Consider the following 18,032-nt stretch of genomic DNA (forward strand, 5'->3'; position numbering starts at 1 on the left):
GCCACCATCATCGCGCTACCCCCGCGGACCCGGACGCCTCGTCTTCCCCGTCGCCTCCGGCAGATGACATGTCCGCAAGACGCGCCACCGCCACGCCCACCGACCCCACCGATCCATTCGATCCCTACGCCGATCCGTTCGTGCGCCCCGGCTTTGGCGCGCCGCTAGAGCGCGAGGCGGAGCCGCCGCCACGCTCGCTCTTCGGCGAGATCCTCGACTGGATGCTCGCGCCACTGCTGCTGCTCTGGCCGATGAGCATTGCCGTGACGTATCTCGTCGCGAAATCGATTGCCAACGGCCCGTTCGACCGGGCGCTCGAGACCAACACTTACGTCCTCGCCCAGCAAGTCCATGCGGATCGCGGACAAGTCACGCTGACGCTGCCCATGCCCGCGCGCGATCTGCTGCGCGCCGACGCCACCGATAACGTCTACTTTCAGGTGCTCGGGGCGAAGGGAGAACTTGTCGCCGGGACGGCGGAACTGCCCCTGCCTCACGAAGATGATCGTCCGCAGCCGGGCGTCGTGCAGTTTCGCGACGAGACCGTCGGCGGCAACGACATCCGCGTCGCGTTCACCTACGTCGACCTGCCACGCATCGCGCCTGCGGGCAGCATGGCGCTCGTGCAAGTTGCAGAGACACTCGACAAACGCAGTCAACTGGCAAACGAAATCATCAAAGGTGTGATCCTGCCGCAATTCGTGATCCTGCCGCTGGCCATCGTGCTCGTGTGGTTCGGCCTGTCGCGCGGCCTTGCGCCGCTGCATGCGTTGCAGGAGCATATTCGCGCCAGACGTCCGGACGATCTGTCGCCGCTTGAAGCGAGTCAGGCACCGCCGGAGATTGCACCGCTTGTCGGTTCGTTGAACGATTTGCTCGGACGGCTCGAGCAGAACATGAAACTCCAGCAGCGCTTTATCGCCGATGCCGCCCATCAGCTCAAGACGCCGCTGGCCGGGCTACGCATGCAGGCCGAACTTGCCTTACGTCAGACGTCCCCCGACGAATTGCGCCGCTCGCTCTCGCAAATCGCGGTGAGTTCGGAGCAGGCAGCACGCCTCGTCAATCAGTTGCTGGCGCTGGCCCGCGCGGAGAACAGCGCGAACGACGCCGCCGCCTTCACACCGGTCAATCTCAGCGTGCTCGCCCGCAGCGCCATGCAGGACTGGTTCCAGGCCGCGTTCTCCAAACGAATCGACCTTGGCTTCGAGGAGCCGCCGTTCCCGGTGCATCTGTCGGGTCAACCGGTGATGCTGCGCGAGCTGCTCAACAACCTCATCGACAACGCGATTCGTTACACGCCGACAGGCGGCAAGGTGACGGTCCGCTTGCGGCACGAGGCGTCCGACGGCTTCGTCCACCTCGAAGTCGAAGACACCGGACCGGGTATTCCGGCATCGGAGCGCCCCCGTGTGTTCGAGCGCTTCTATCGCATTCTGGGCAGCGACAGCGACGGCAGCGGTCTGGGTCTGGCCATCGTGCGCGAGATCGTGCAAATCCATCGCGGCGATGTGAGCGTGCTCGACCATGTCGACGCGCAGCATCCCGAAGCAACCGGCACCCTCATTCGGGTGACATTGCCGCTCGCCGATGTGCCTATCGAAAACCCGCATGCGTGACGAAAACACGCGAAATACGGTCGATTTCACGCCAAAGTCGAGGGTAAGTCCCTAGCAGCGTAAGGTTCGAGTCAGTTTGGCGTCAGACGGCGGTAAGGTTGCGCTCCAATAATCAGTTGCAACGGCCCGGGCACGACCCAGGGGCGTGCTTACATTACAGGAGACAACCGCATGGCTACTGCAACGACAGCCACTACGCATGCGCCGATGACCAAGGAAGAGCGGAAGGTGATCTTCGCGTCGTCGCTGGGCACAGTGTTCGAGTGGTACGACTTTTATCTGGCCGGCTCGTTGGCCGTTTTCATCAGCCGGCACTTCTTCTCTGGCATCAACCCGACGGCGGCGTTCATCTTCACGTTGTTGTCGTTCGCGGCGGGTTTCGCGGTACGTCCGTTCGGCGCGATCGTGTTCGGGCGCATCGGCGACATGGTGGGTCGCAAGTACACGTTCCTGGTGACCATCACACTGATGGGTCTGTCAACGCTGGTTGTCGGTTTGCTGCCGGGCTACGGGTCGTGGGGAATTGCCGCACCGGTGATCTTTATCGCCATGCGTTTGCTGCAGGGTCTGGCCCTTGGCGGCGAATACGGTGGCGCAGCCACGTATGTTGCCGAGCATGCGCCGCATGGCCGTCGCGGTTTCTACACGTCGTGGATTCAGACGACTGCCACGCTCGGTCTGTTCCTTTCGCTGCTCGTGATTCTCGGCACCCGTACGGTGATCGGCGAAGAAGCGTTCGGCGAATGGGGTTGGCGCGTGCCGTTCGTTCTCTCGCTCGTGCTGCTGCTGGTTTCGCTGTGGATTCGCATGCAATTGAGCGAATCGCCGGCATTCCAGCGCATGAAGGCCGAGGGCAAGGGGTCGAAGGCGCCGCTCAGGGAGTCGTTCGGTGAGTGGAAAAACCTGAAGATCGTCATTCTGGCGCTCATCGGTTTGACGGCCGGGCAAGCGGTCGTGTGGTACACGGGTCAGTTCTATGCGCTGTTCTTCATGACTCAGGTGCTCAAGGTCGATGGCAACACGGCAAACATCATGATCGCTTTGGCCCTGCTCATCGGAAGTCCGTTCTTCGTATTCTTTGGCGCGCTCTCTGACAAGATCGGGCGCAAGCCGATCATCATGGGGGGCTGTCTGATCGCGGCGCTGCTGTACTTCCCGATCTTCAAGGCGCTCACGCACTATGCAAACCCGGCCCTGGAAGCGGCCACCGCTCGCTCGCCGATCACGGTGATCGCCGATCCGAACGAATGCTCGTTCCAGTTCAACCCGGTAGGCACGTCGAAGTTCACGAGTTCGTGCGACATTGCCAAGAGTTACCTATCGCGGTCCGGCCTGAATTATCACAACGAGGCGGCACCGGCGGGCACGATGACGACGGTGAAGATCGGCGACAAGGTGATTCAGTCGGTCGATGGCAAGGCCGCAGACGCGAAGGACAAGGTCAAGGCGTTCGAGACCGACATGTCGTCCACGCTCAAGGCAGACGGCTATCCGCCCAAGGCAGACCCCGCGCAGATGAACAAGCCAATGGTCGTGGTGCTGCTCACGATTCTGGTGATCTTCGTGACGATGGTGTACGGCCCGATTGCCGCGATGCTGGTGGAAATGTTCCCGACGCGTATTCGCTACACGTCAATGTCGCTGCCGTATCACATCGGTAACGGCTGGTTCGGCGGCTTCCTGCCGGCGACGGCTTTCGCCATCGTGGCAGCCAAGGGCGACATCTACTCTGGCCTCTGGTACCCGATTGTCATCGCCCTGGTGACCTTCGTCATCGGCATGCTCTTCATCAAGGAGACGAAGGACGTCGACATCTACGCCAACGACTGATGGTGTGACCTACCAGACAGGTTGAAATGGATCGTCAACGCCGGGACCTTCGGGTTCCGGCGTTGTCTTTTTCGGGACCTGTCGGCAGGCGCGCCGAACCGCACCTCGCCTATTTTCATTTGGTCCGCAAAAAAGTGTTGACAGCCTATAGGGGCCTACCTATAATCTTTCTTCTACGGCGAATTAGCTCAGTCGGTTAGAGCGACGGAATCATAATCCGCAGGTCCGGGGTTCGAGTCCCTGATTCGCCACCAAATGCAGAAAGGGCTCAGCGCAAGCTGGGCCCTTTTTCTTTGCTCCGCAAACGCAGATCCGCTCCGCAACTCTTTACCGAATACCAGGGAAGCTCACTCGAGGACTACGAGATCCCTCGTACCAATCGGACGAGGGATCTCCCCGAAAATTCAGCGCTCGCCACCCTCGTCCTCGTCCACTCCCGTGTAGATGTCCAAGCAGTCGAGCACCCGGACCGACTCAACGTCATTGGATCGCGACAGCTTGCGATGCAGGCTATCCGGCAAGCGTCGCTTGCGCAAATAGCCATAAATCAACTCACGCTTATCAGGGTTCAGCGCGTACTTCTTCTTAGAGTTGCTGATCTTGCAAACCACGATCTCCTCCTGGAAGAGCGTGTTCAGCACATGCGGCACCCGCCCACTGTATTTATCGTCGACGCCGCGACCCTTCGGAATGTCGCTCGACCACATATACCCCTTCGAGTTTCCCGTCCACATGTGCTCCTGATCCAGCTTGCGCATCAGGAGAAAAGCCACGACAACGTCGAGGGCTTCGTGCGGCTCGCCGCCTTGATGGCGCCGGCAAACGTCGGCGATTGAAGCCCTCAGGCCGTCAATCTCGTACGCCTCACAAACAACAACTGGCACAAAACCATCGAGCTTTTCACGCACCAGCTCAACGGTCTTGTTTTGCACCGGGCGAATTAACAAGACCGGCCCAGGAGTCTGACGGACAACAGAACAGAACTCCCGAACATTAAGCGACGAGTTGCGCTCATAAATGGTCGCTTTGATCACCCAACCGCCGTGCCCATCCGGTTCTCGCACGCAAAGCTCAACCAAAGCCGCGGCATCGCCGGCATATTGGTTAGCAGCGTGACCTATGTAAACGACTGGCATCGCGCGTTCCTTTGACTCGCGCTAAATTAGCGCGTCTTAGCCTGGGAAAGCGCGGACAGCATCACTCCTGCAGGAATTGGAATTTCCAGAAGCCTTTCGAGCGGCAGCGTCGAAATCGCCAACAGAATGGCCTCACGAAGGCCGTCACCACCAAGTACAGGCGCCGATTGAACACTCGGAAGCGCATCCCCCACTTCCTGCTGCCGAGGGCGCGCAGCTCCCTGGAATCCTCGCTCCACCGGCAACGAGTGCTGCGTCAACCACTCTTGAACGCGCGTCGACACCTTCGCAGAACGAAAGCGATTCCACATACGCGCAACATTCTCGTCCTGCCCCCGAAGCAATTGGAAAAATGCGTAGGGGTGCCACCCCTCCGTCGCTAGCGTCTTCGCTGCCTCCGCGACATTTTTTCCGTCAGCACTGGCAATGAAGTCACGCGCCCACTCGCGCTGCTCATCAGGGGAAATTGGGGTAATCTCCACCCAATCGTCTGCTGGCGCCGGCGCAATTTCCAACCCTGCACGGATCACCCCGTTGGCGCGATGCATAAAGCGCCGACCGCTCGGCGAAGGCAATACAAATGCCTCCCAAACCGACTTACGCAGAGGATTGAAGACTTCGATAGCTTGAACATCCCCAGCCGGCGGTTCGCCCACCGGCGAAACCGCTAGAGCACCCTTTGCGGTCTCGAATGTCTTGAGATGAGGCTGAACCCTCGGATCAGTCAAGAGCTCACTGAGAGTGCGCTTGCCGAAGGTTTTCCAGGTGACGTCAGGCGACGCCTTCCGGAGCATATTGCCCAGGGCCGCTGCCATAACGGAGCGGCTCACGGGGTTCATATTTTTAGTTACAGTCTGGACCAGAAGGTCCAAGTATTCTTCGAAAGTCATCGTTAGCCCTTGAAAGCAGAAAGCCCCTTAGGAAACTCCTAAGAGGCTAATGTCTTGTACTGCTTCTGCAGGGGCAAGAAGATCTGGAGCGCAATCGCGCAATTATCTAAGTCATACGTGGTAGCCGCCTGCATGCGACTCGCGACTCAGAACCCAGTCATCTGGACTTTCAGGTCCCACCACCCGAGAGGCTTTACGCCAATCTTTCCCCCACGGTCTCCCGTGCAGCGGCAATAGGTCTTCAGTAAGTGTGATTTTGTGCGACTTCAACTAGCTTGTCAAGCTAAAGACCGCACAAATGTGTTGAGTTCCGTTCACAAACGCGCGGCAACCATCCAATGATGGCAATTAGGACACATCCGGAACTACTCCTCGAACCAGCACGCCCCCCCCCGGGTTACGAACGTTCCAATTGGCAATCTGGCCAGCCTCTTGCAGCCGCCCTCTCAGAGACGCACGAAGCGACATCTGCTCCCCATCCCCTCCTGCCGCACGGATGGCCGCTCGAGCCTCATGTATTTGCTTGTGGCGCGAATTGGGAAGGCGCAGAGCGTCTGAAGTTACGATTACTCCGGTCACAGTTTTAGGCTTGTGCGCAGGAAAGGTCTTGGATTTATCGTCCTTGCTAGTTCGACCGGCAGCACGAATGAGTCCCCGCACTCGATAAAGCAACTCCTTTGATGCTCCCGGCCCAGAAATGACAATGTCATCGACGTAACATGTCATGACGCACCCGCGATCCTGCGCAAGACAGTAAATCTGATCAAACATTGCACGGTGCGCGAAGAACGCCAACGGCCCACTAAGGTAGCTCCCCGTCGGAAGGTGCCGCTGCCGAAAACAACATAGCCGCGCCAGAAGGTGAGCGACATCCGGAGCACACCCCATGTCTCGGCGGAAAAAGCCGTACACAGCACTGAAATTAGTACCCGGGTAAAACTGAGCTATATCGGTCTTGATCAAGGGGCCGTTGCCGACATGTGAGCCGGCATTGGACACGTACGACTCCCCCTTAACTGATCGGACGTAGGACGGTACGTCTAACCGCCCAAGCAAAGACGCAATACGTTTATGCACCCCTGCCAGTTCCCCAACGGGATGCTGGATGGTGCGCCCCTTCGCGTTCACGAATACGCGATAGTTCCGCTCCCCAACCAACTGCTCAATCTGATGCAGATCAATGCCCAACACTTCCGCCGCACGTCTCTTGGAGGGAAGCCGAAACAACGGGGACTGATCGAGCGGATAAGTGGGCCTAGCGCTCATTGGCAAGCGCCTCCCTGTCCGCAACCCATTCGAGCAACCGCAGAATCTTGTCAGCAGCCTTTACGCGCAACTTGCCTCCGCTCGTACCCGCGTCCAGTTGCTCCGAAAAGAGCAAGATCGACGACACCGGTAGTTTGAAGACTTGAGAGTATTGGGACAGGAGGTCGATGCCCGGTGTTTTTATACCGGACTCGATTTCACTCAGATATGAATTTGAAATTTCCAGTCTCTTCGCGAGATCTGTCTGCGACAACTGATGAAACGTTCGCATGAGCTTAAGTGCACGATGCAGCATAGCTCCAAGCTCCTTCTTCAAAAAGCGGGGGGCGCTAGTGGCGCCATTGATCGTAAATCCGCCCAACCAACCAGACCAAGCGCACGAAATACACAGCACAGCGCCAGGTTTCCGGCCGAATAAGAACGGACACCATCTTGCCGACTAGCCCCCGTCGTTTGGAGGTATTCAGGTCCATATAGGGCCTCTTCAGTTACGCTGCCGCGGGGTGCGACAGCTCTCGCATGTAACTGAAACGGAGCAAACGACGGGACTACCCCCCACATCCGAAGTGAGTGCACGGTTTCGCAACGTGCACTCTCGCGCCGCACCCACCTACCCTGTACGGCCGGGACAGACCGAGCGACGACAAACATTAGGGCATGCGCCCCACGACCGGATGGTCAATACAGCAGCGAGTTATTCCGACACCTCAGGGTAAAGAGTAGCAGCATTTTCGCGAAGAGCAATAAATTTTCGCCAATAGCGAAATTAAAAACTATCGCGTCGGCCCCACTTTGTCGCCTTTTCGCTCACGCACATAGTGTTCTGTCATCGTTATCGACTGGTGCCCCAGCTGTTTCTGCGCGGCGCGAATATCTCCGGACAACTCGGTTTTGTCCGTGCCCGCCTTGGCCCTCAAGTCCCTAAACTGAAAGAGCCCCTTCTCGATACCAGCCGCCTCCCGAGCCGCATCGAAGCGAAATCTGAGCGCATCAGCCCCCATACGCTCCCCTTTCTCGTTGACAACCAGCGCCGAACTAGCAACTCGATAGCCGACTTTCCGCGCCTGAATGCGCTTAATGACCTCGCCCAACTCACCTACGACCGATATCCGCAACTTCTTTCCGCGCTTCCCTTGGATAACCCAGAGCTCGCCATCCCGTATGTGACTCTCGTCGAATCGGAGCGTGTCGGCAGGCCGTTGACCGGTCAGATACGCGAGATCCATAGCGTCTCGCGTCGGCTGATCAGCAAATTGCCAAACTCGTTGGAACAACCCGTCCTCCACATATACGTTGCGGCCAAACTCGCGGTGTTTCTTAATTCCGACGCAGGGATTTGCGGCATCAGTAAATCCCCGCTCCCGCGAAAAATTGAAAATATGGGAGAACAACGCGATTTCTCGATTCGCACGAACGTGCCCTGCGCGGTCAGGCGCTTGTCGCCCATTCTCCGAGTACCACCGTTTCGCCAGCTCCATTCGCCAAGAAAGATACTGCCGAACATGCACAGGTCGTATCTCATCGAGACGAGCAGGAGGATCGTCAAAAAATCGGTACAGGAAATCCAATTCGAGAAGGTTATCGCGTTGCGTACGACGCGCCTTGCTTGGCAAGATCTCGCGCACATACCGTTCAGCAACATATCGAAACGTCACCAACTCGATATGTCTTGCCCGCCCTTCAGCCTCAAGCTCGGACCACAACCTAACCGCATCCACATAGTCAGACCCAAGCGGGATCTCTTTCCTCGGCACGCCACCGGTATCGTAGTAGTAGTACACGTTTCCACTACGCTGTTTTCGCGCACGCATTCTAGTGGGCAAATTGAGATTCTTCGTAGGGCGTCGTCCCATATCACTTCGCCAACGCTTTAGGCTGCCACGACGCACGCACCACAATCTCCTTCCCACCTTCCACCGCCGACCGGGTGACGACAGGCTTCCCCGCAGCGTTCACAAAAAATGCGATCCCCATTTTGCGCAAAGCATCGACCTGCTTCGACTTCACTTTTCTTCCGGTCAACATGGCCAGTTCTGGGGGAGAAAGGAACAAATCCATCACATCAGCTCTCCCGTGTAGCAAGCCAAAAAGTGCCCAGTTCCTGATTCCAAAACACTTGGCAGTGGTCCAAGCTGGCACCCACCGCCTGCGCTGCCTCAAACGCAATCACGATTGCCCTAGCCGGATCGTTGCTCAAGATATGGTCAATCGGGTGTCGCTCGGGGACAACGATGCCTCTGCTCGTCCAATAGCGCTTCTCGTTCATCTTGTGTTCCGCGAAGTCCTTGGTAAGGTACTTCCCAAGGTAGGCAGCCAGCTTGTGGCGCAGCCCCCTTTGTCGAAACGGGTTGCGCACATCGACGTTGCCGTTATCTGCACCAACGATTGAGTGCCAGATGGAACGCAAAACGCGATAGTTTTGCCGCCCCTTCACCGCGACGTGCAGATGCCACGCACCGCGCTTTTGGCGCTCGGAGACAGCCACGTACTGAAAGTTCTGGAACTTACCTAGGCGGCGGCGAAGAGCATCGAAATCACGCTTCAGGCGTTCACGGTCTTCCATGTTCTCCCGGTATGTCAAAGTGATCATCCGATCCGCACCAATCGCCTTGCAGCGCAGGCGAACCTGTTGCTTTGCTCGCTTTGCCGCAGCGAGTTGGTTTTCTTCCGTATTCTCTGACTCACCGCGCTTAGCTTTGGGCATCGCGTGCAACTGTTGAGCCCCCATATACCGATCAAATCGCGTGGCGGTGACTTCGACTTGCCCGTCGCCAAAGTTACGGCCACGAATCAACCACTCTCGACGGAACGCTACCCAGTCCGATATACTCGTTTCAAGCATGACAACTCCAGATTGTCGTGTGGCTGTGCTAGCCCTGAACCGTTGCAGCGGTCGGGGCTTTTCTTTTTTTTGCGATGGTGTTGCGGTTACTGTCTGCGAGCTTCCTCATCGGCTCGTACGTTAAGTGTTACTGATATAAATCTAGGCGCGCTCCGCGCGCCCGAGTGACCGCGCTACCGCTGCGCACACTCGGGCGTCGTAGCCCGCCCTCTGGCGCAAATGTTTCGCATGGGCCGCGCCGACCTCCGGCCGACCCAGCCCAAGCTCAGAGCGTTTTTGTGGCAACGCGGCGTCAAGGCCATGCCCTGCGGGTCGCTGCGCGAGCCTTGACCCCGGCACACACGTCGGCGCACCCTCATTGCGCACCTCCCTTCACGCGCTGAACCTGCAACACCAAAACCACTTCAGTTCGGCCGCTGGATGCGCTGTGCCCGTCGAGAAACGAAGGCAACCAGCCGGGGCTATTCTTCGTTGACGAGTCGCCGTCTTGCACCAACCCACCGAGCAATATGACCTCACCATCTTTTGCACTGATGGTCGTTTTAATTTCTCTTGTGTTCTTCGTCGGAGAGTTATTCACCCCATTAGTGGTCGGCACGAAGCTGGAAATCTGTTCCGTCAACCGGACTTCTATGGCCTCTTGCATCACGACCGGTTCGACCTCGAAGATCAAGCCCGCATCCTGATACGTGACTGACTGGACCGGTGTCCCAGATGCGCCCTGATAGCTGATACTTCCGAGTGTTGGCACACGTGACCCAACATTGAGGCGAACTCGCTCACCTGACGTGACGCGAACATGCGGATCGCTTATTTGCTTGAAGCGCGTATCGGCGTTCAGCAGCGACAGCGCCATGTCCAAACCGGAACTTGAAAAGCGAAGTGCAGTGGGGTCGCTGTCCGTGGCACCGTTTGACATCGACACGGAGGTCCCAAACGCACGGGCGGCAATGCTGAACGCGGAGTTATTTGCTCGCGTGTTCGACACCTCGTACACCCAACCGCGAATCAATACCTCCCCGGCGGCAGCGTCTATCTCTTTCAATGCTGCGGCCACGCGCTTGATCTCTTCGTCTGTGCACAGGCAGGTCAACTCATCTGCGGCGGACAGAGCAAGTGTCGCGCGCGGCGGCGGGTTTCCCGGTTGCCCAACAGCCGTACCATCAGACGGTGGCGCGGACATATCTGATTCGGTTCGCTCTGCGAAAGGGCGTGCGGATGCCAGAGTCTTTGCACCCAGTACAGGTTCGACCGCGCGAGCAAGGTATGCGGCGGTGCGGAATCTCGGGCGGTAAACAAATAGCGATTGCGACACCTTCTTCCGCTCGTCGTAGCTCTTTCGAGACACATAGTCGACGCCGGATTTAGACGTGACGGCGAATCCCTGAGAATCTAAAAAATCGAGCACGAACGAATGTAGGTCGCGACCTTTCCCGTCATATCGGAACGACACGAGCCGAGTGTCTTGCAATACGTCGGAACTGATGACGTGCGGTACCCCTAACGCTTCGCTATACAGCAAATCCACCAGTTGCCCGACGTTCACGTAGCGCAAGTCGAATGCTCCACTAGGAGAGCGCTGCACTCCTTTGAGGGGATTCGTGGGCAGCGCGACAGATGTGGAAAGGAGTGCAGTGTCGAATCGAGGTGGCAAGGGCAGTTGAGCCTCTGCCGCACAAGCATTTGCACCGACGAACGCGACAGCGAGCGCAATAATTGATCGTTTCATTTCTGCTTTTCCACTGCGCCTACGCCAGACCACGCGGAAACGACGTCACCGTCTAGGACTCCACGCGTGCCCAATGTCTCGCCTGTGAAAGCGTCAGAGCTCTCGCGGCGCAAACGACCTTGTTTGTCAGCTAGAAGAACGTAGCCCTTTCCGCCCATCGCATAGCGACCAACGATCCTCCATGTAGAAGAAGTCGCAGCTTTGGGGGATGGCGAAGCACGCGGGGCGTCAGGCTGCGCTCCCTCTGCTCTCGATGGCGATTGGACACCGCCGCTGTTGAGTCCGAATCCGTCGGATACGCCAAGAAATCCCTTCCATGCAAGCAGGCCGCCCGCGAGTGCTGCAACCGGAAGCACGAAGAGAGCCTTCGGAATCACTGCTTTCTGCTTCGTGTGGACTTCCGCGCTTGTGTACAGATTGAACACATGGCGCGGATAGCGCCACGCGGTTTTCACCGCGTCGCGAAGCCCCGTGTTCGGGTTGTGGCAGTGATCCCATTCATAGAGCATCGCCCCTTTACGACCGAACAGGCGACGGACATGCACATGTCTCCCGACCAGATCGCGGATCGTTTTACTCATCCGCTGGGGATGCTGCGTGATGAGAATGAAGTCGACCCCTTTGTGACGGTGGACGTGCAGTTTCTCGACGTCTTCTGTCGCTTTGACGCTGACCGGCGTTGGTCCCCAGATTCGCTGGACCTCATCAACCACGATTAGGTCGTTTTGCTCACAACGTGCGTACCAATCACGCACCCACGTCTCGTCGACCAACTCGTGCTCCAGAGACAAATCCCGGATGCCGTCAACAACGAGCCGTCTACCCGCACGAAGCTCCTTCTGCATAAGCCACACGGCGTAGAGCGTTTTCCCGCTGCCCGGAGTGCCAGTGATTAACGTGATCATTTGATGAAGAAGCGTTTGAAATTGGACGCACCAGCCATCGCAACGCGAGCACTAATAGCGCCTCCGATGTAACCCATGCCCTGAAATACACCTCCCATGGCAAGTAGGTTCATAAGATCGGCAGGAAGACCTCCCACCGCCCCGACGACCCATGACATGAGCTTGTCAACCACGAGACTGATTCCGGCAACGGTTACCACGCCCACGCCGAGCGCGAGCAGCGCTTGAGCGATCAACGGCTGAACAAGAGAGAGCAGCCATGTCGCCCAGCTCATCGGAGCAATCCAGTAATGGCGTTCGCGCGTGCGCTAGCGCGATTGACGTCGGACTTGAGAGACGAGCCGATATACGCGATGGCGAGCGCCGCGATCAAAAGCACGGCGATGAGAAATTTCATGACGAGACTCCCATGACAAAAATGATGGCCGCCGCAAGCGCACAAACAGCGAGAACCAGCGGACGAAGTTTTTGGACCAGAGAACAAAGCGGATCAAGCGAAAAGGAAATCTGTTGCCCGAACGCGTTGACGACAATCGGTACCGGGCAGACACCATCGGTAGGACCAACTGACCAAGGGGTTAACGAGACGTCTTTTGATACCGGCTGCGGAAGTTGCCCAGGAGGTGCGCTGCCAAGCGGCGCGCATGCCGATGCCGACGGGTTTGCCTGACAAAGATCAGGATTGGTCGGATTGCCAGTAGTAGGTGGATTGGTGACTGGAGGCGAACCCGGCCCAGTTGATATGTCCGACGAAATCGGCACGGTCGGAGCACCAAACGGCTTGGGGTACCCCTGCACGAGATCGCTCCATGTGGGAGCAACGGGCGCGGACGCCACATCACCTGATGTGACAGGATTTACAGGCGAGTATGGATAGCCGTTGTAGTCTGGACGTGCCGCAGCACTGCGCCAGAGAGCGTCAGTAATAGACGCGGTTAGCGATTGCGGCAATGGCTGAGCGAGCATCGCAGGAGTAAGCGGAAGCGTCGTGATACTTCCGGTCTCTGTCTTGAGCGGCTTTACATAGTTGGCGTTCTTCGAGGGGCTGACGTTTATCTCAGTGCCAATCTGAGTGGGATTGTTCTGTAATGGCGTCCAGTTGAGCAAGACCTTATATGAGAGCGGTTCCGGCGATCCCGTCGGACTGGTCTGAGTAATTGTGACCGTGATGTTCTTCACCGCTTGCGACTGAAATGCCACGTTTGCATCCGCAACTTGCTTTGCACAGTCAAGTCCACTCACGCACCCTACGACCGTGCCGGAGTTCGGGTACCCGTTGTCCCAATACGGATAATTGGAAGGCAGAGGGTTTGTGCAAGTGGTGGTGACTTGCGGGTTACAGGTCGGACGCGTGAACGCGGTCCAACTTCCGGCTTCTGCTGGTGGTGGGTCTTGTATGGCCGATGGAGTGTCGGGGGCGAGCTTGAGGCTCTGTGCCGGGTTGTCGCCGACTTGGGATAGCTTGTATACCCCCCACGCTATCGCACCTGCGGCAGCGATGACGCCAAGACTTACTGCTGTCGCCAGCCATACCGGCGCTCCGGCGACGGTGGCGACCGTTCCGGCAGCAAGGCTCACATACGATGCGTCGTTTGCGGCTTTTCCAACGAACGAGAGAGTGTTGAGTAGTGTGGCGTCGTTTGCGGCCACAGTGATCCCGCGTCGGGCAAGATTCGCCACAATTCCGGACGCAACAGCGCGATTGATGACCGCATTGAATACGGGCATGAGCACTGGTGCCGCCTGAGCCTGAGCCGCCTGCTGTTGACACAGCATCGCGACCAGCGCAAACAAGATGATGATCTTTTTCATCTGCTCAGAAGAAAAGGATGACGCCGATTGCCCAGCACGTCAGAACTACGATGCCGACACATTCATAGAACCAGAGCACTCACGCCTCCCCGGTAGAGTCGAAGTGATTGCGGATGGCGCGAATACACCAAGCAACTGCCATGACACCAAGTACCGCACCACCAATTTGCAAGCCGACGATTTCGCCGCCAGCGACGGGTTGAGAGTCCGAGAGAGTCGCGACGTGGATAAGCATCTCGTTGCCCGCTGAGTCAGCGCCGCATTTCACGTGCTGGCCGCCGACTTCCGCATAGGTCACGCCGGGTTCGTCAGCAGGTCCACAAACCAAACCGGAAAGCGCCATTTCGTTTGCCCAGAAGAAAAGGCGCTGGATACTTCAGCGCCTTCTCATTAACTGCCGCTGTGATTAGCGGCCGAGGAAGCCCTTCACAACCTTGTAGCCCCACGCCAGGACCACGACCGCGAGCACGGCACCACCGATGGCGATGATCGTGGGCTGCACGCCGTTAATCGACGTAACGATCGGAGCCGAGTCAACACCGCTAGGGGCGGTCTGAGCGAACGACATGGAGCTTGCGAGAGCCGCTACGGCAGCGACGGAAAGCGAGCGGAACTTCGTTTGGATGTTTTTCATGTGAGACCTTCTGATTGAATCGAATTTGGCCCGGATAACGGAACGCGCGGGCGGGGGCCAGATGCTCGTGCGCAGAGAACTGTGGGGAGCGGATTAGGCCGTTGCGGATTGAGCGATGGGCTTTGCTTTGTTCTGCCCGAATGGCACCAGCGACACGATGCGCGGGACGAGACGCCCTGCGTCGCTACCGTTGCCCTGGGCAAGCGCGAACTCCGCGAGATATTCGCCGGGCTGGCGATCAGCAAGCACATCAGGAAGGTTGATTACTCCGACCACGATGTTTGCAACTCCATCGGTAGCCTGCTCCAAGATGCACTGAGCTTCACGAATGGTGTATGCGCGCCCGGTCTTCTGGCTGGTCCCGGAACGGGTGTTGACGGAGAGGATGGTCAGTTTCTGTTTGCTCATAGTTGCCTCGTAGCGGAAATGTCCAGCAGGACGGATAATTGATTGCGAACAAATTGGTAACCTACAATTAATCGTCTAAATTTAAACGCTTAATTTTGAGCGAATATAGAACGGAGCTTCCGCGATGTCAACAGTCGGAATTGAAGATTCGCGCGTTCGCGCGATTCACGTAATCAGCGCCGTGACCAGTCCTGCCCGTCGATTCAAGGAGTTAGGTGACAAGACGGAGGTAAGCGCGGCAACTTGGCGAAGCTTCTGGAATCGCGATGGAGCGATTCCCAGTGGAGCTATGCTGGAGGGGCTTGCTAGAGAGTGGCCGCAGTACGCGTTCTGGCTAGTGACGGGAATCACTGATTGGGAGGCGGGGCATGTTGCACCTCCGACGGTTGATTCACTTCCCGAACGTGAGCTTCAGGAGTCGCCTGCGACCACCGCCTACTTTGTCCACAGATTGAAGGCGACTAACCCCAAGCCGCTGTCAGCTGCTACGAGAGCCTTTGTTGAGTCGCTGGAAGGCTTGCGATATTTCGCTCTTGAGAAAGAAGCAACGGATGCCCTAGGTGGACCAGCAGCTCTCGCAAAGCTACGTGACGAACTTATCGAGCACGGCATATTGCAAAAGACGGTGGATAAGCCGTTGAAACTTGAGTCGCTATGGACAGATGAACCGGTTGCCGATCCTGTTATCGAGCGGGCAATTGAGGCGCTGTTGCACGAGCGGCAACAACGGAGCGAAAAGCAGTTAGAAAGTTTGCAATTGCAACGTGCGGAGGAGCTCGCGTCACGACGAACGGATCGTCAATGACTCACTTCTTCAAAAGGACTGGCTTCACCCATCGGAGAAGGTGCGCATGTCTGACACGAATATTGAGGGGGGCGGCACGAACGTCTACGCCGACCTAGATTACGCGAACCCAACAGCAATGGTTCAAAAGGCCGCACTCGTTGCAGCGATTACGGAGCGTATAGAGGCGCTGTCGATATCCGTGGACGAGGCGGCGAAAACCGCTCAGGTCACCGCTCCGAAAATGTTAGCCATGCTCGGCGGGAGATTTCGCGATATCTCGCTGGAGGACATCCGATCCTGCGCGCACTCGCTCGGTGTTCCTTTGTCGTAGCCCGCTCGAAAACAAGCGGGAGCTGATGCATTGCTGGCGGAAGCCTCGCATTCGGATGCATCCTTCGACACCTCTGATAAGGTCTACAACGAGGATAAATCTAGGCGCTAGCGCAAGATGCCAAGCGCTTCAGCTTGCTCGCGGCTTAGACGAATCGTGATGGACGGCTTAGAGGCTTTGAGAGACGACGCCTCAAAGGAAACGCCTTCCAGATTCAGGAAAACGATTTGCTCCTCGAAAACGTCTTCATAGATGTGGAACGACTCAGAGCCATCCGCGGAAGACCACGTCTTGAGCGATGCCTTGGTGCTCATGGCACACCTCAAATTCAGCGGACGACTCCCCGTCATCCATCAGTAGGAAGTCACCTCAGTAACCTTATAGCTATGGGCATTCGCTGAGGTGAACGGCGCTTCGAATCGCCACCGCTCATTCGGGCCGATGTTCTGACCGTACGCGATGGTGTTCCCAATGATATTGCCTCCCGCATCGTACAGGTTGAATTTGACGAATGCGTTCTGAACCAATTTTTCGCCCTTATTCGTAGCCACGCCGACGATAGCCGGGAAGCCGTTCGCGGCAACTATGACCGACGTGTCACTCACGACAATCGGACTGGCCCCATTGGTGCTTTGAGCAAATGCCCCCGCACAGGAGAAAGCGAAAACGAGAACTGCAATTGCGTTCTTCAAAGTGTGATCCTCAAAAATCAACGGCATCCAATTCGTCTGCGTCATGTACAAACGTTTCCGGACATTTAGCTCGGCGCTCCCCGTCCCCCGTCGATACGTACTGCCAGCGGGCGGAATCACCAAACAACAGCAACTAAAAGCCGGTATTAGATATATCGTCCTGCACGCAGCGATCTTTAGATCTCTGTTTTGCAGTCATCGCAGACGCGACCCTCGTCGCTCCGACGATACCCAACATTTTTGCTCCTCAAAGCACGCACAGACCCTATAAATCGGGAGCGGTTTCGTACCAGATTTGACTTGATTGCGGAGCAACGAACGCAACAACTCTTTGATTTAATTATTTATTACAACTGAATCATAATCCGCAGGTCCGGGGTTCGAGTCCCTGATTCGCCACCAAATGCGAAAGCCCTGTAAATCTCTGATTTACAGGGCTTTTTCAATAAGGGCTCTGCGGCTTCGCTGCGAGCCCTTTTCTTTTACCGGCTCCTCACGGTGCAAATTCGGTGCAATACGCGGTGCAGACCTCAAGGAAGGAGCACCATGGCAGCACTCACAAAAACACCATCGGGAACCTGGAAAGCGACGATTCGTCGAGTGGGTTGGCCCACCGCAGCCAAGACATTTCGAACGAAGCGCGACGCAGAGGATTGGGCCCGACGGACCGAAGACGAAATGGTCCGAGGCGTATTTATTCAACGCGCGCCGTCTGAGCGCACTACCGTTGCGTCAGCGCTGGAACGCTATGCCAAAGAAATCGTTCCCACGAAAAAGGCGTCCACACAACGCCGCGAACAGGCCAGAGTCGCCACGCTCCTCGCCGCATTCGGCAAATATTCACTTGCCGCAGTTACTCCCGACCTGGTCGGAAAATTCCGTGACCAGCGACTGGCGGAAGGCAAGGCGAACAATACCGTTAGGCTTGAGCTGGCCCTTCTAGGTCACCTCTTCACGGTCGCGATAAAGGAATGGCACATCGGGCTCACCTACAACCCTGTCGCCAATGTCCGAAAACCGAGCCCGGGCGAAGGTCGCGACCGTCGCATTACTCACGACGAGCAAACACGGCTGTGACCCTACCCCAGAAAACAGTACCACTGAAAAGTAGAAAATCCGGCATGATTTTGACAGTTTGAAACGGAAGACAT

At 57.2% G+C, this 18,032-nt stretch carries 20 protein-coding genes, 1 tRNA gene and 1 pseudogene; 6 read left to right on the forward strand and 16 right to left on the reverse strand.

Annotated elements, in window-relative coordinates:
• Positions 1 to 68: 68 nt before the first annotated feature.
• The 3 genes from PBR20603_RS17075 (at position 69) to PBR20603_RS17085 (ending at position 3,703) form a co-directional block, all read left to right on the forward strand.
• Positions 69 to 1,619 carry a sensor histidine kinase gene (locus PBR20603_RS17075; protein ID WP_150560687.1) on the forward strand — a complete coding sequence of 517 codons (1,551 nt, stop codon included), beginning with the start codon at positions 69 to 71 and terminating at the stop codon, positions 1,617 to 1,619.
• A gap of 171 nt (positions 1,620 to 1,790) precedes the next feature.
• Positions 1,791 to 3,449, forward strand: a complete 1,659-nt coding sequence (locus tag PBR20603_RS17080; protein ID WP_150560688.1) for an MFS transporter — start codon at positions 1,791 to 1,793, stop codon at positions 3,447 to 3,449.
• Positions 3,450 to 3,626: 177 nt separating this feature from the next.
• Positions 3,627 to 3,703 (forward strand) — tRNA-Met (locus tag PBR20603_RS17085).
• 150 nt (positions 3,704 to 3,853) lie between these two features.
• Here PBR20603_RS17085 and PBR20603_RS17090 read toward each other — a convergent pair.
• The 14 genes from PBR20603_RS17090 to PBR20603_RS17155 form a co-directional block, all read right to left on the reverse strand.
• The gene (locus tag PBR20603_RS17090; RefSeq protein WP_150560689.1) at positions 3,854 to 4,585 is read right to left on the reverse strand and encodes a hypothetical protein; all 732 of its coding nucleotides are present in this window, start codon (positions 4,583 to 4,585) and stop codon (positions 3,854 to 3,856) included.
• 26 nt (positions 4,586 to 4,611) lie between these two features.
• Positions 4,612 to 5,475, reverse strand: coding sequence for a hypothetical protein (locus PBR20603_RS17095; RefSeq protein WP_150560690.1), 864 nt, complete (start codon positions 5,473 to 5,475; stop codon positions 4,612 to 4,614).
• Between the two features lie 1,255 nt (positions 5,476 to 6,730).
• Entirely contained in the window at positions 6,731 to 7,036 is a 306-nt protein-coding gene (locus PBR20603_RS17105; protein WP_150560691.1) for a helix-turn-helix transcriptional regulator, read from the reverse strand.
• 478 nt (positions 7,037 to 7,514) lie between these two features.
• Positions 7,515 to 8,522: a tyrosine-type recombinase/integrase gene (locus PBR20603_RS17110; protein ID WP_343041952.1), complete on the reverse strand. Its 1,008-nt coding sequence runs from the start codon at positions 8,520 to 8,522 to the stop codon at positions 7,515 to 7,517.
• 73 nt (positions 8,523 to 8,595) lie between these two features.
• Positions 8,596 to 8,799, reverse strand: a complete 204-nt coding sequence (locus tag PBR20603_RS17115; RefSeq protein WP_150560693.1) for a DUF4224 domain-containing protein — start codon at positions 8,797 to 8,799, stop codon at positions 8,596 to 8,598.
• Between the two features lie 4 nt (positions 8,800 to 8,803).
• The gene (locus PBR20603_RS17120; protein ID WP_150560694.1) at positions 8,804 to 9,583 is read right to left on the reverse strand and encodes a rolling circle replication-associated protein; all 780 of its coding nucleotides are present in this window, start codon (positions 9,581 to 9,583) and stop codon (positions 8,804 to 8,806) included.
• Positions 9,584 to 9,938: 355 nt separating this feature from the next.
• Positions 9,939 to 11,312, reverse strand: coding sequence for a type II secretion system protein GspD (locus PBR20603_RS17125; RefSeq protein WP_150560695.1), 1,374 nt, complete (start codon positions 11,310 to 11,312; stop codon positions 9,939 to 9,941).
• Positions 11,309 to 12,217: a zonular occludens toxin domain-containing protein gene (locus PBR20603_RS17130; RefSeq protein ID WP_150560696.1), complete on the reverse strand. Its 909-nt coding sequence runs from the start codon at positions 12,215 to 12,217 to the stop codon at positions 11,309 to 11,311. The genes PBR20603_RS17125 and PBR20603_RS17130 overlap by 4 nt, the downstream gene beginning before the upstream one ends.
• Positions 12,214 to 12,492 carry a DUF2523 domain-containing protein gene (locus PBR20603_RS17135; protein WP_039375195.1) on the reverse strand — a complete coding sequence of 93 codons (279 nt, stop codon included), beginning with the start codon at positions 12,490 to 12,492 and terminating at the stop codon, positions 12,214 to 12,216. The genes PBR20603_RS17130 and PBR20603_RS17135 overlap by 4 nt, the downstream gene beginning before the upstream one ends.
• Positions 12,489 to 12,614: a hypothetical protein gene (locus tag PBR20603_RS24460; RefSeq protein ID WP_281356060.1), complete on the reverse strand. Its 126-nt coding sequence runs from the start codon at positions 12,612 to 12,614 to the stop codon at positions 12,489 to 12,491. The genes PBR20603_RS17135 and PBR20603_RS24460 overlap by 4 nt, the downstream gene beginning before the upstream one ends.
• Positions 12,611 to 14,029 carry a virulence factor TspB C-terminal domain-related protein gene (locus PBR20603_RS17140; protein WP_150560697.1) on the reverse strand — a complete coding sequence of 473 codons (1,419 nt, stop codon included), beginning with the start codon at positions 14,027 to 14,029 and terminating at the stop codon, positions 12,611 to 12,613. Before PBR20603_RS17140 ends, PBR20603_RS24460 begins: the two co-directional genes overlap by 4 nt.
• Positions 14,030 to 14,108: 79 nt before the next feature.
• The gene (locus PBR20603_RS17145; protein ID WP_039375198.1) at positions 14,109 to 14,372 is read right to left on the reverse strand and encodes a hypothetical protein; all 264 of its coding nucleotides are present in this window, start codon (positions 14,370 to 14,372) and stop codon (positions 14,109 to 14,111) included.
• Between the two features lie 63 nt (positions 14,373 to 14,435).
• Positions 14,436 to 14,663, reverse strand: coding sequence for a major capsid protein (locus tag PBR20603_RS17150; RefSeq protein ID WP_150560698.1), 228 nt, complete (start codon positions 14,661 to 14,663; stop codon positions 14,436 to 14,438).
• Positions 14,664 to 14,756: 93 nt separating this feature from the next.
• Positions 14,757 to 15,071 carry a cellulose synthase gene (locus PBR20603_RS17155; protein WP_150560699.1) on the reverse strand — a complete coding sequence of 105 codons (315 nt, stop codon included), beginning with the start codon at positions 15,069 to 15,071 and terminating at the stop codon, positions 14,757 to 14,759.
• Between the two features lie 124 nt (positions 15,072 to 15,195).
• On the opposite strand from PBR20603_RS17155, the gene PBR20603_RS17160 reads away from it, so the two are divergent.
• Positions 15,196 to 15,876 (forward strand): hypothetical protein, encoded by a 681-nt coding sequence (locus tag PBR20603_RS17160; protein WP_150560700.1) that lies wholly within the window; start codon positions 15,196 to 15,198, stop codon positions 15,874 to 15,876.
• 46 nt (positions 15,877 to 15,922) lie between these two features.
• A complete protein-coding gene (locus PBR20603_RS17165; protein ID WP_150560701.1) occupies positions 15,923 to 16,189 on the forward strand; it encodes an XRE family transcriptional regulator in 267 nt (88 codons plus the stop codon).
• Between the two features lie 107 nt (positions 16,190 to 16,296).
• Here PBR20603_RS17165 and PBR20603_RS17170 read toward each other — a convergent pair whose 3' ends face one another.
• On the reverse strand, positions 16,297 to 16,503 hold the full coding sequence (locus PBR20603_RS17170; RefSeq protein ID WP_150560702.1) for a hypothetical protein: 207 nt from the start codon (positions 16,501 to 16,503) through the stop codon (positions 16,297 to 16,299).
• A gap of 39 nt (positions 16,504 to 16,542) precedes the next feature.
• Positions 16,543 to 16,926, reverse strand: coding sequence for an FxLYD domain-containing protein (locus tag PBR20603_RS17175; RefSeq protein ID WP_150560703.1), 384 nt, complete (start codon positions 16,924 to 16,926; stop codon positions 16,543 to 16,545).
• A gap of 501 nt (positions 16,927 to 17,427) precedes the next feature.
• Here PBR20603_RS17175 and PBR20603_RS17180 point away from each other — a divergent pair.
• Positions 17,428 to 17,955: pseudogene (locus tag PBR20603_RS17180) on the forward strand (site-specific integrase); the annotation flags it as partial.
• Positions 17,956 to 18,032 lie beyond the last annotated feature (77 nt).

This window comes from Pandoraea bronchicola, assembly GCF_902459805.1.
Taxonomy (GTDB): Bacteria; Pseudomonadota; Gammaproteobacteria; order Burkholderiales; family Burkholderiaceae; genus Pandoraea; species Pandoraea bronchicola.

Excerpts from the sequence above, each read along its gene's own strand:
- PBR20603_RS17075 (WP_150560687.1), top strand. The coding sequence starts at position 69 with ATGTCCGCAAGACGCGCCACCGCCACGCCCACCGACCCCACCGATCCA.
- PBR20603_RS17080 (WP_150560688.1), top strand. The coding sequence starts at position 1,791 with ATGGCTACTGCAACGACAGCCACTACGCATGCGCCGATGACCAAGGAA.
- PBR20603_RS17090 (WP_150560689.1), bottom strand. The coding sequence starts at position 4,585 with ATGCCAGTCGTTTACATAGGTCACGCTGCTAACCAATATGCCGGCGAT.
- PBR20603_RS17095 (WP_150560690.1), bottom strand. The coding sequence starts at position 5,475 with ATGACTTTCGAAGAATACTTGGACCTTCTGGTCCAGACTGTAACTAAA.
- PBR20603_RS17105 (WP_150560691.1), bottom strand. The coding sequence starts at position 7,036 with ATGCTGCATCGTGCACTTAAGCTCATGCGAACGTTTCATCAGTTGTCG.
- PBR20603_RS17115 (WP_150560693.1), bottom strand. The coding sequence starts at position 8,799 with ATGGATTTGTTCCTTTCTCCCCCAGAACTGGCCATGTTGACCGGAAGA.
- PBR20603_RS17120 (WP_150560694.1), bottom strand. The coding sequence starts at position 9,583 with ATGCTTGAAACGAGTATATCGGACTGGGTAGCGTTCCGTCGAGAGTGG.
- PBR20603_RS17125 (WP_150560695.1), bottom strand. The coding sequence starts at position 11,312 with ATGAAACGATCAATTATTGCGCTCGCTGTCGCGTTCGTCGGTGCAAAT.
- PBR20603_RS17130 (WP_150560696.1), bottom strand. The coding sequence starts at position 12,217 with ATGATCACGTTAATCACTGGCACTCCGGGCAGCGGGAAAACGCTCTAC.
- PBR20603_RS17135 (WP_039375195.1), bottom strand. The coding sequence starts at position 12,492 with ATGAGCTGGGCGACATGGCTGCTCTCTCTTGTTCAGCCGTTGATCGCT.
- PBR20603_RS24460 (WP_281356060.1), bottom strand. The coding sequence starts at position 12,614 with ATGAAATTTCTCATCGCCGTGCTTTTGATCGCGGCGCTCGCCATCGCG.
- PBR20603_RS17140 (WP_150560697.1), bottom strand. The coding sequence starts at position 14,029 with ATGAAAAAGATCATCATCTTGTTTGCGCTGGTCGCGATGCTGTGTCAA.
- PBR20603_RS17145 (WP_039375198.1), bottom strand. The coding sequence starts at position 14,372 with ATGGCGCTTTCCGGTTTGGTTTGTGGACCTGCTGACGAACCCGGCGTG.
- PBR20603_RS17150 (WP_150560698.1), bottom strand. The coding sequence starts at position 14,663 with ATGAAAAACATCCAAACGAAGTTCCGCTCGCTTTCCGTCGCTGCCGTA.
- PBR20603_RS17155 (WP_150560699.1), bottom strand. The coding sequence starts at position 15,071 with ATGAGCAAACAGAAACTGACCATCCTCTCCGTCAACACCCGTTCCGGG.
- PBR20603_RS17160 (WP_150560700.1), top strand. The coding sequence starts at position 15,196 with ATGTCAACAGTCGGAATTGAAGATTCGCGCGTTCGCGCGATTCACGTA.
- PBR20603_RS17165 (WP_150560701.1), top strand. The coding sequence starts at position 15,923 with ATGTCTGACACGAATATTGAGGGGGGCGGCACGAACGTCTACGCCGAC.
- PBR20603_RS17170 (WP_150560702.1), bottom strand. The coding sequence starts at position 16,503 with ATGAGCACCAAGGCATCGCTCAAGACGTGGTCTTCCGCGGATGGCTCT.
- PBR20603_RS17175 (WP_150560703.1), bottom strand. The coding sequence starts at position 16,926 with ATGACGCAGACGAATTGGATGCCGTTGATTTTTGAGGATCACACTTTG.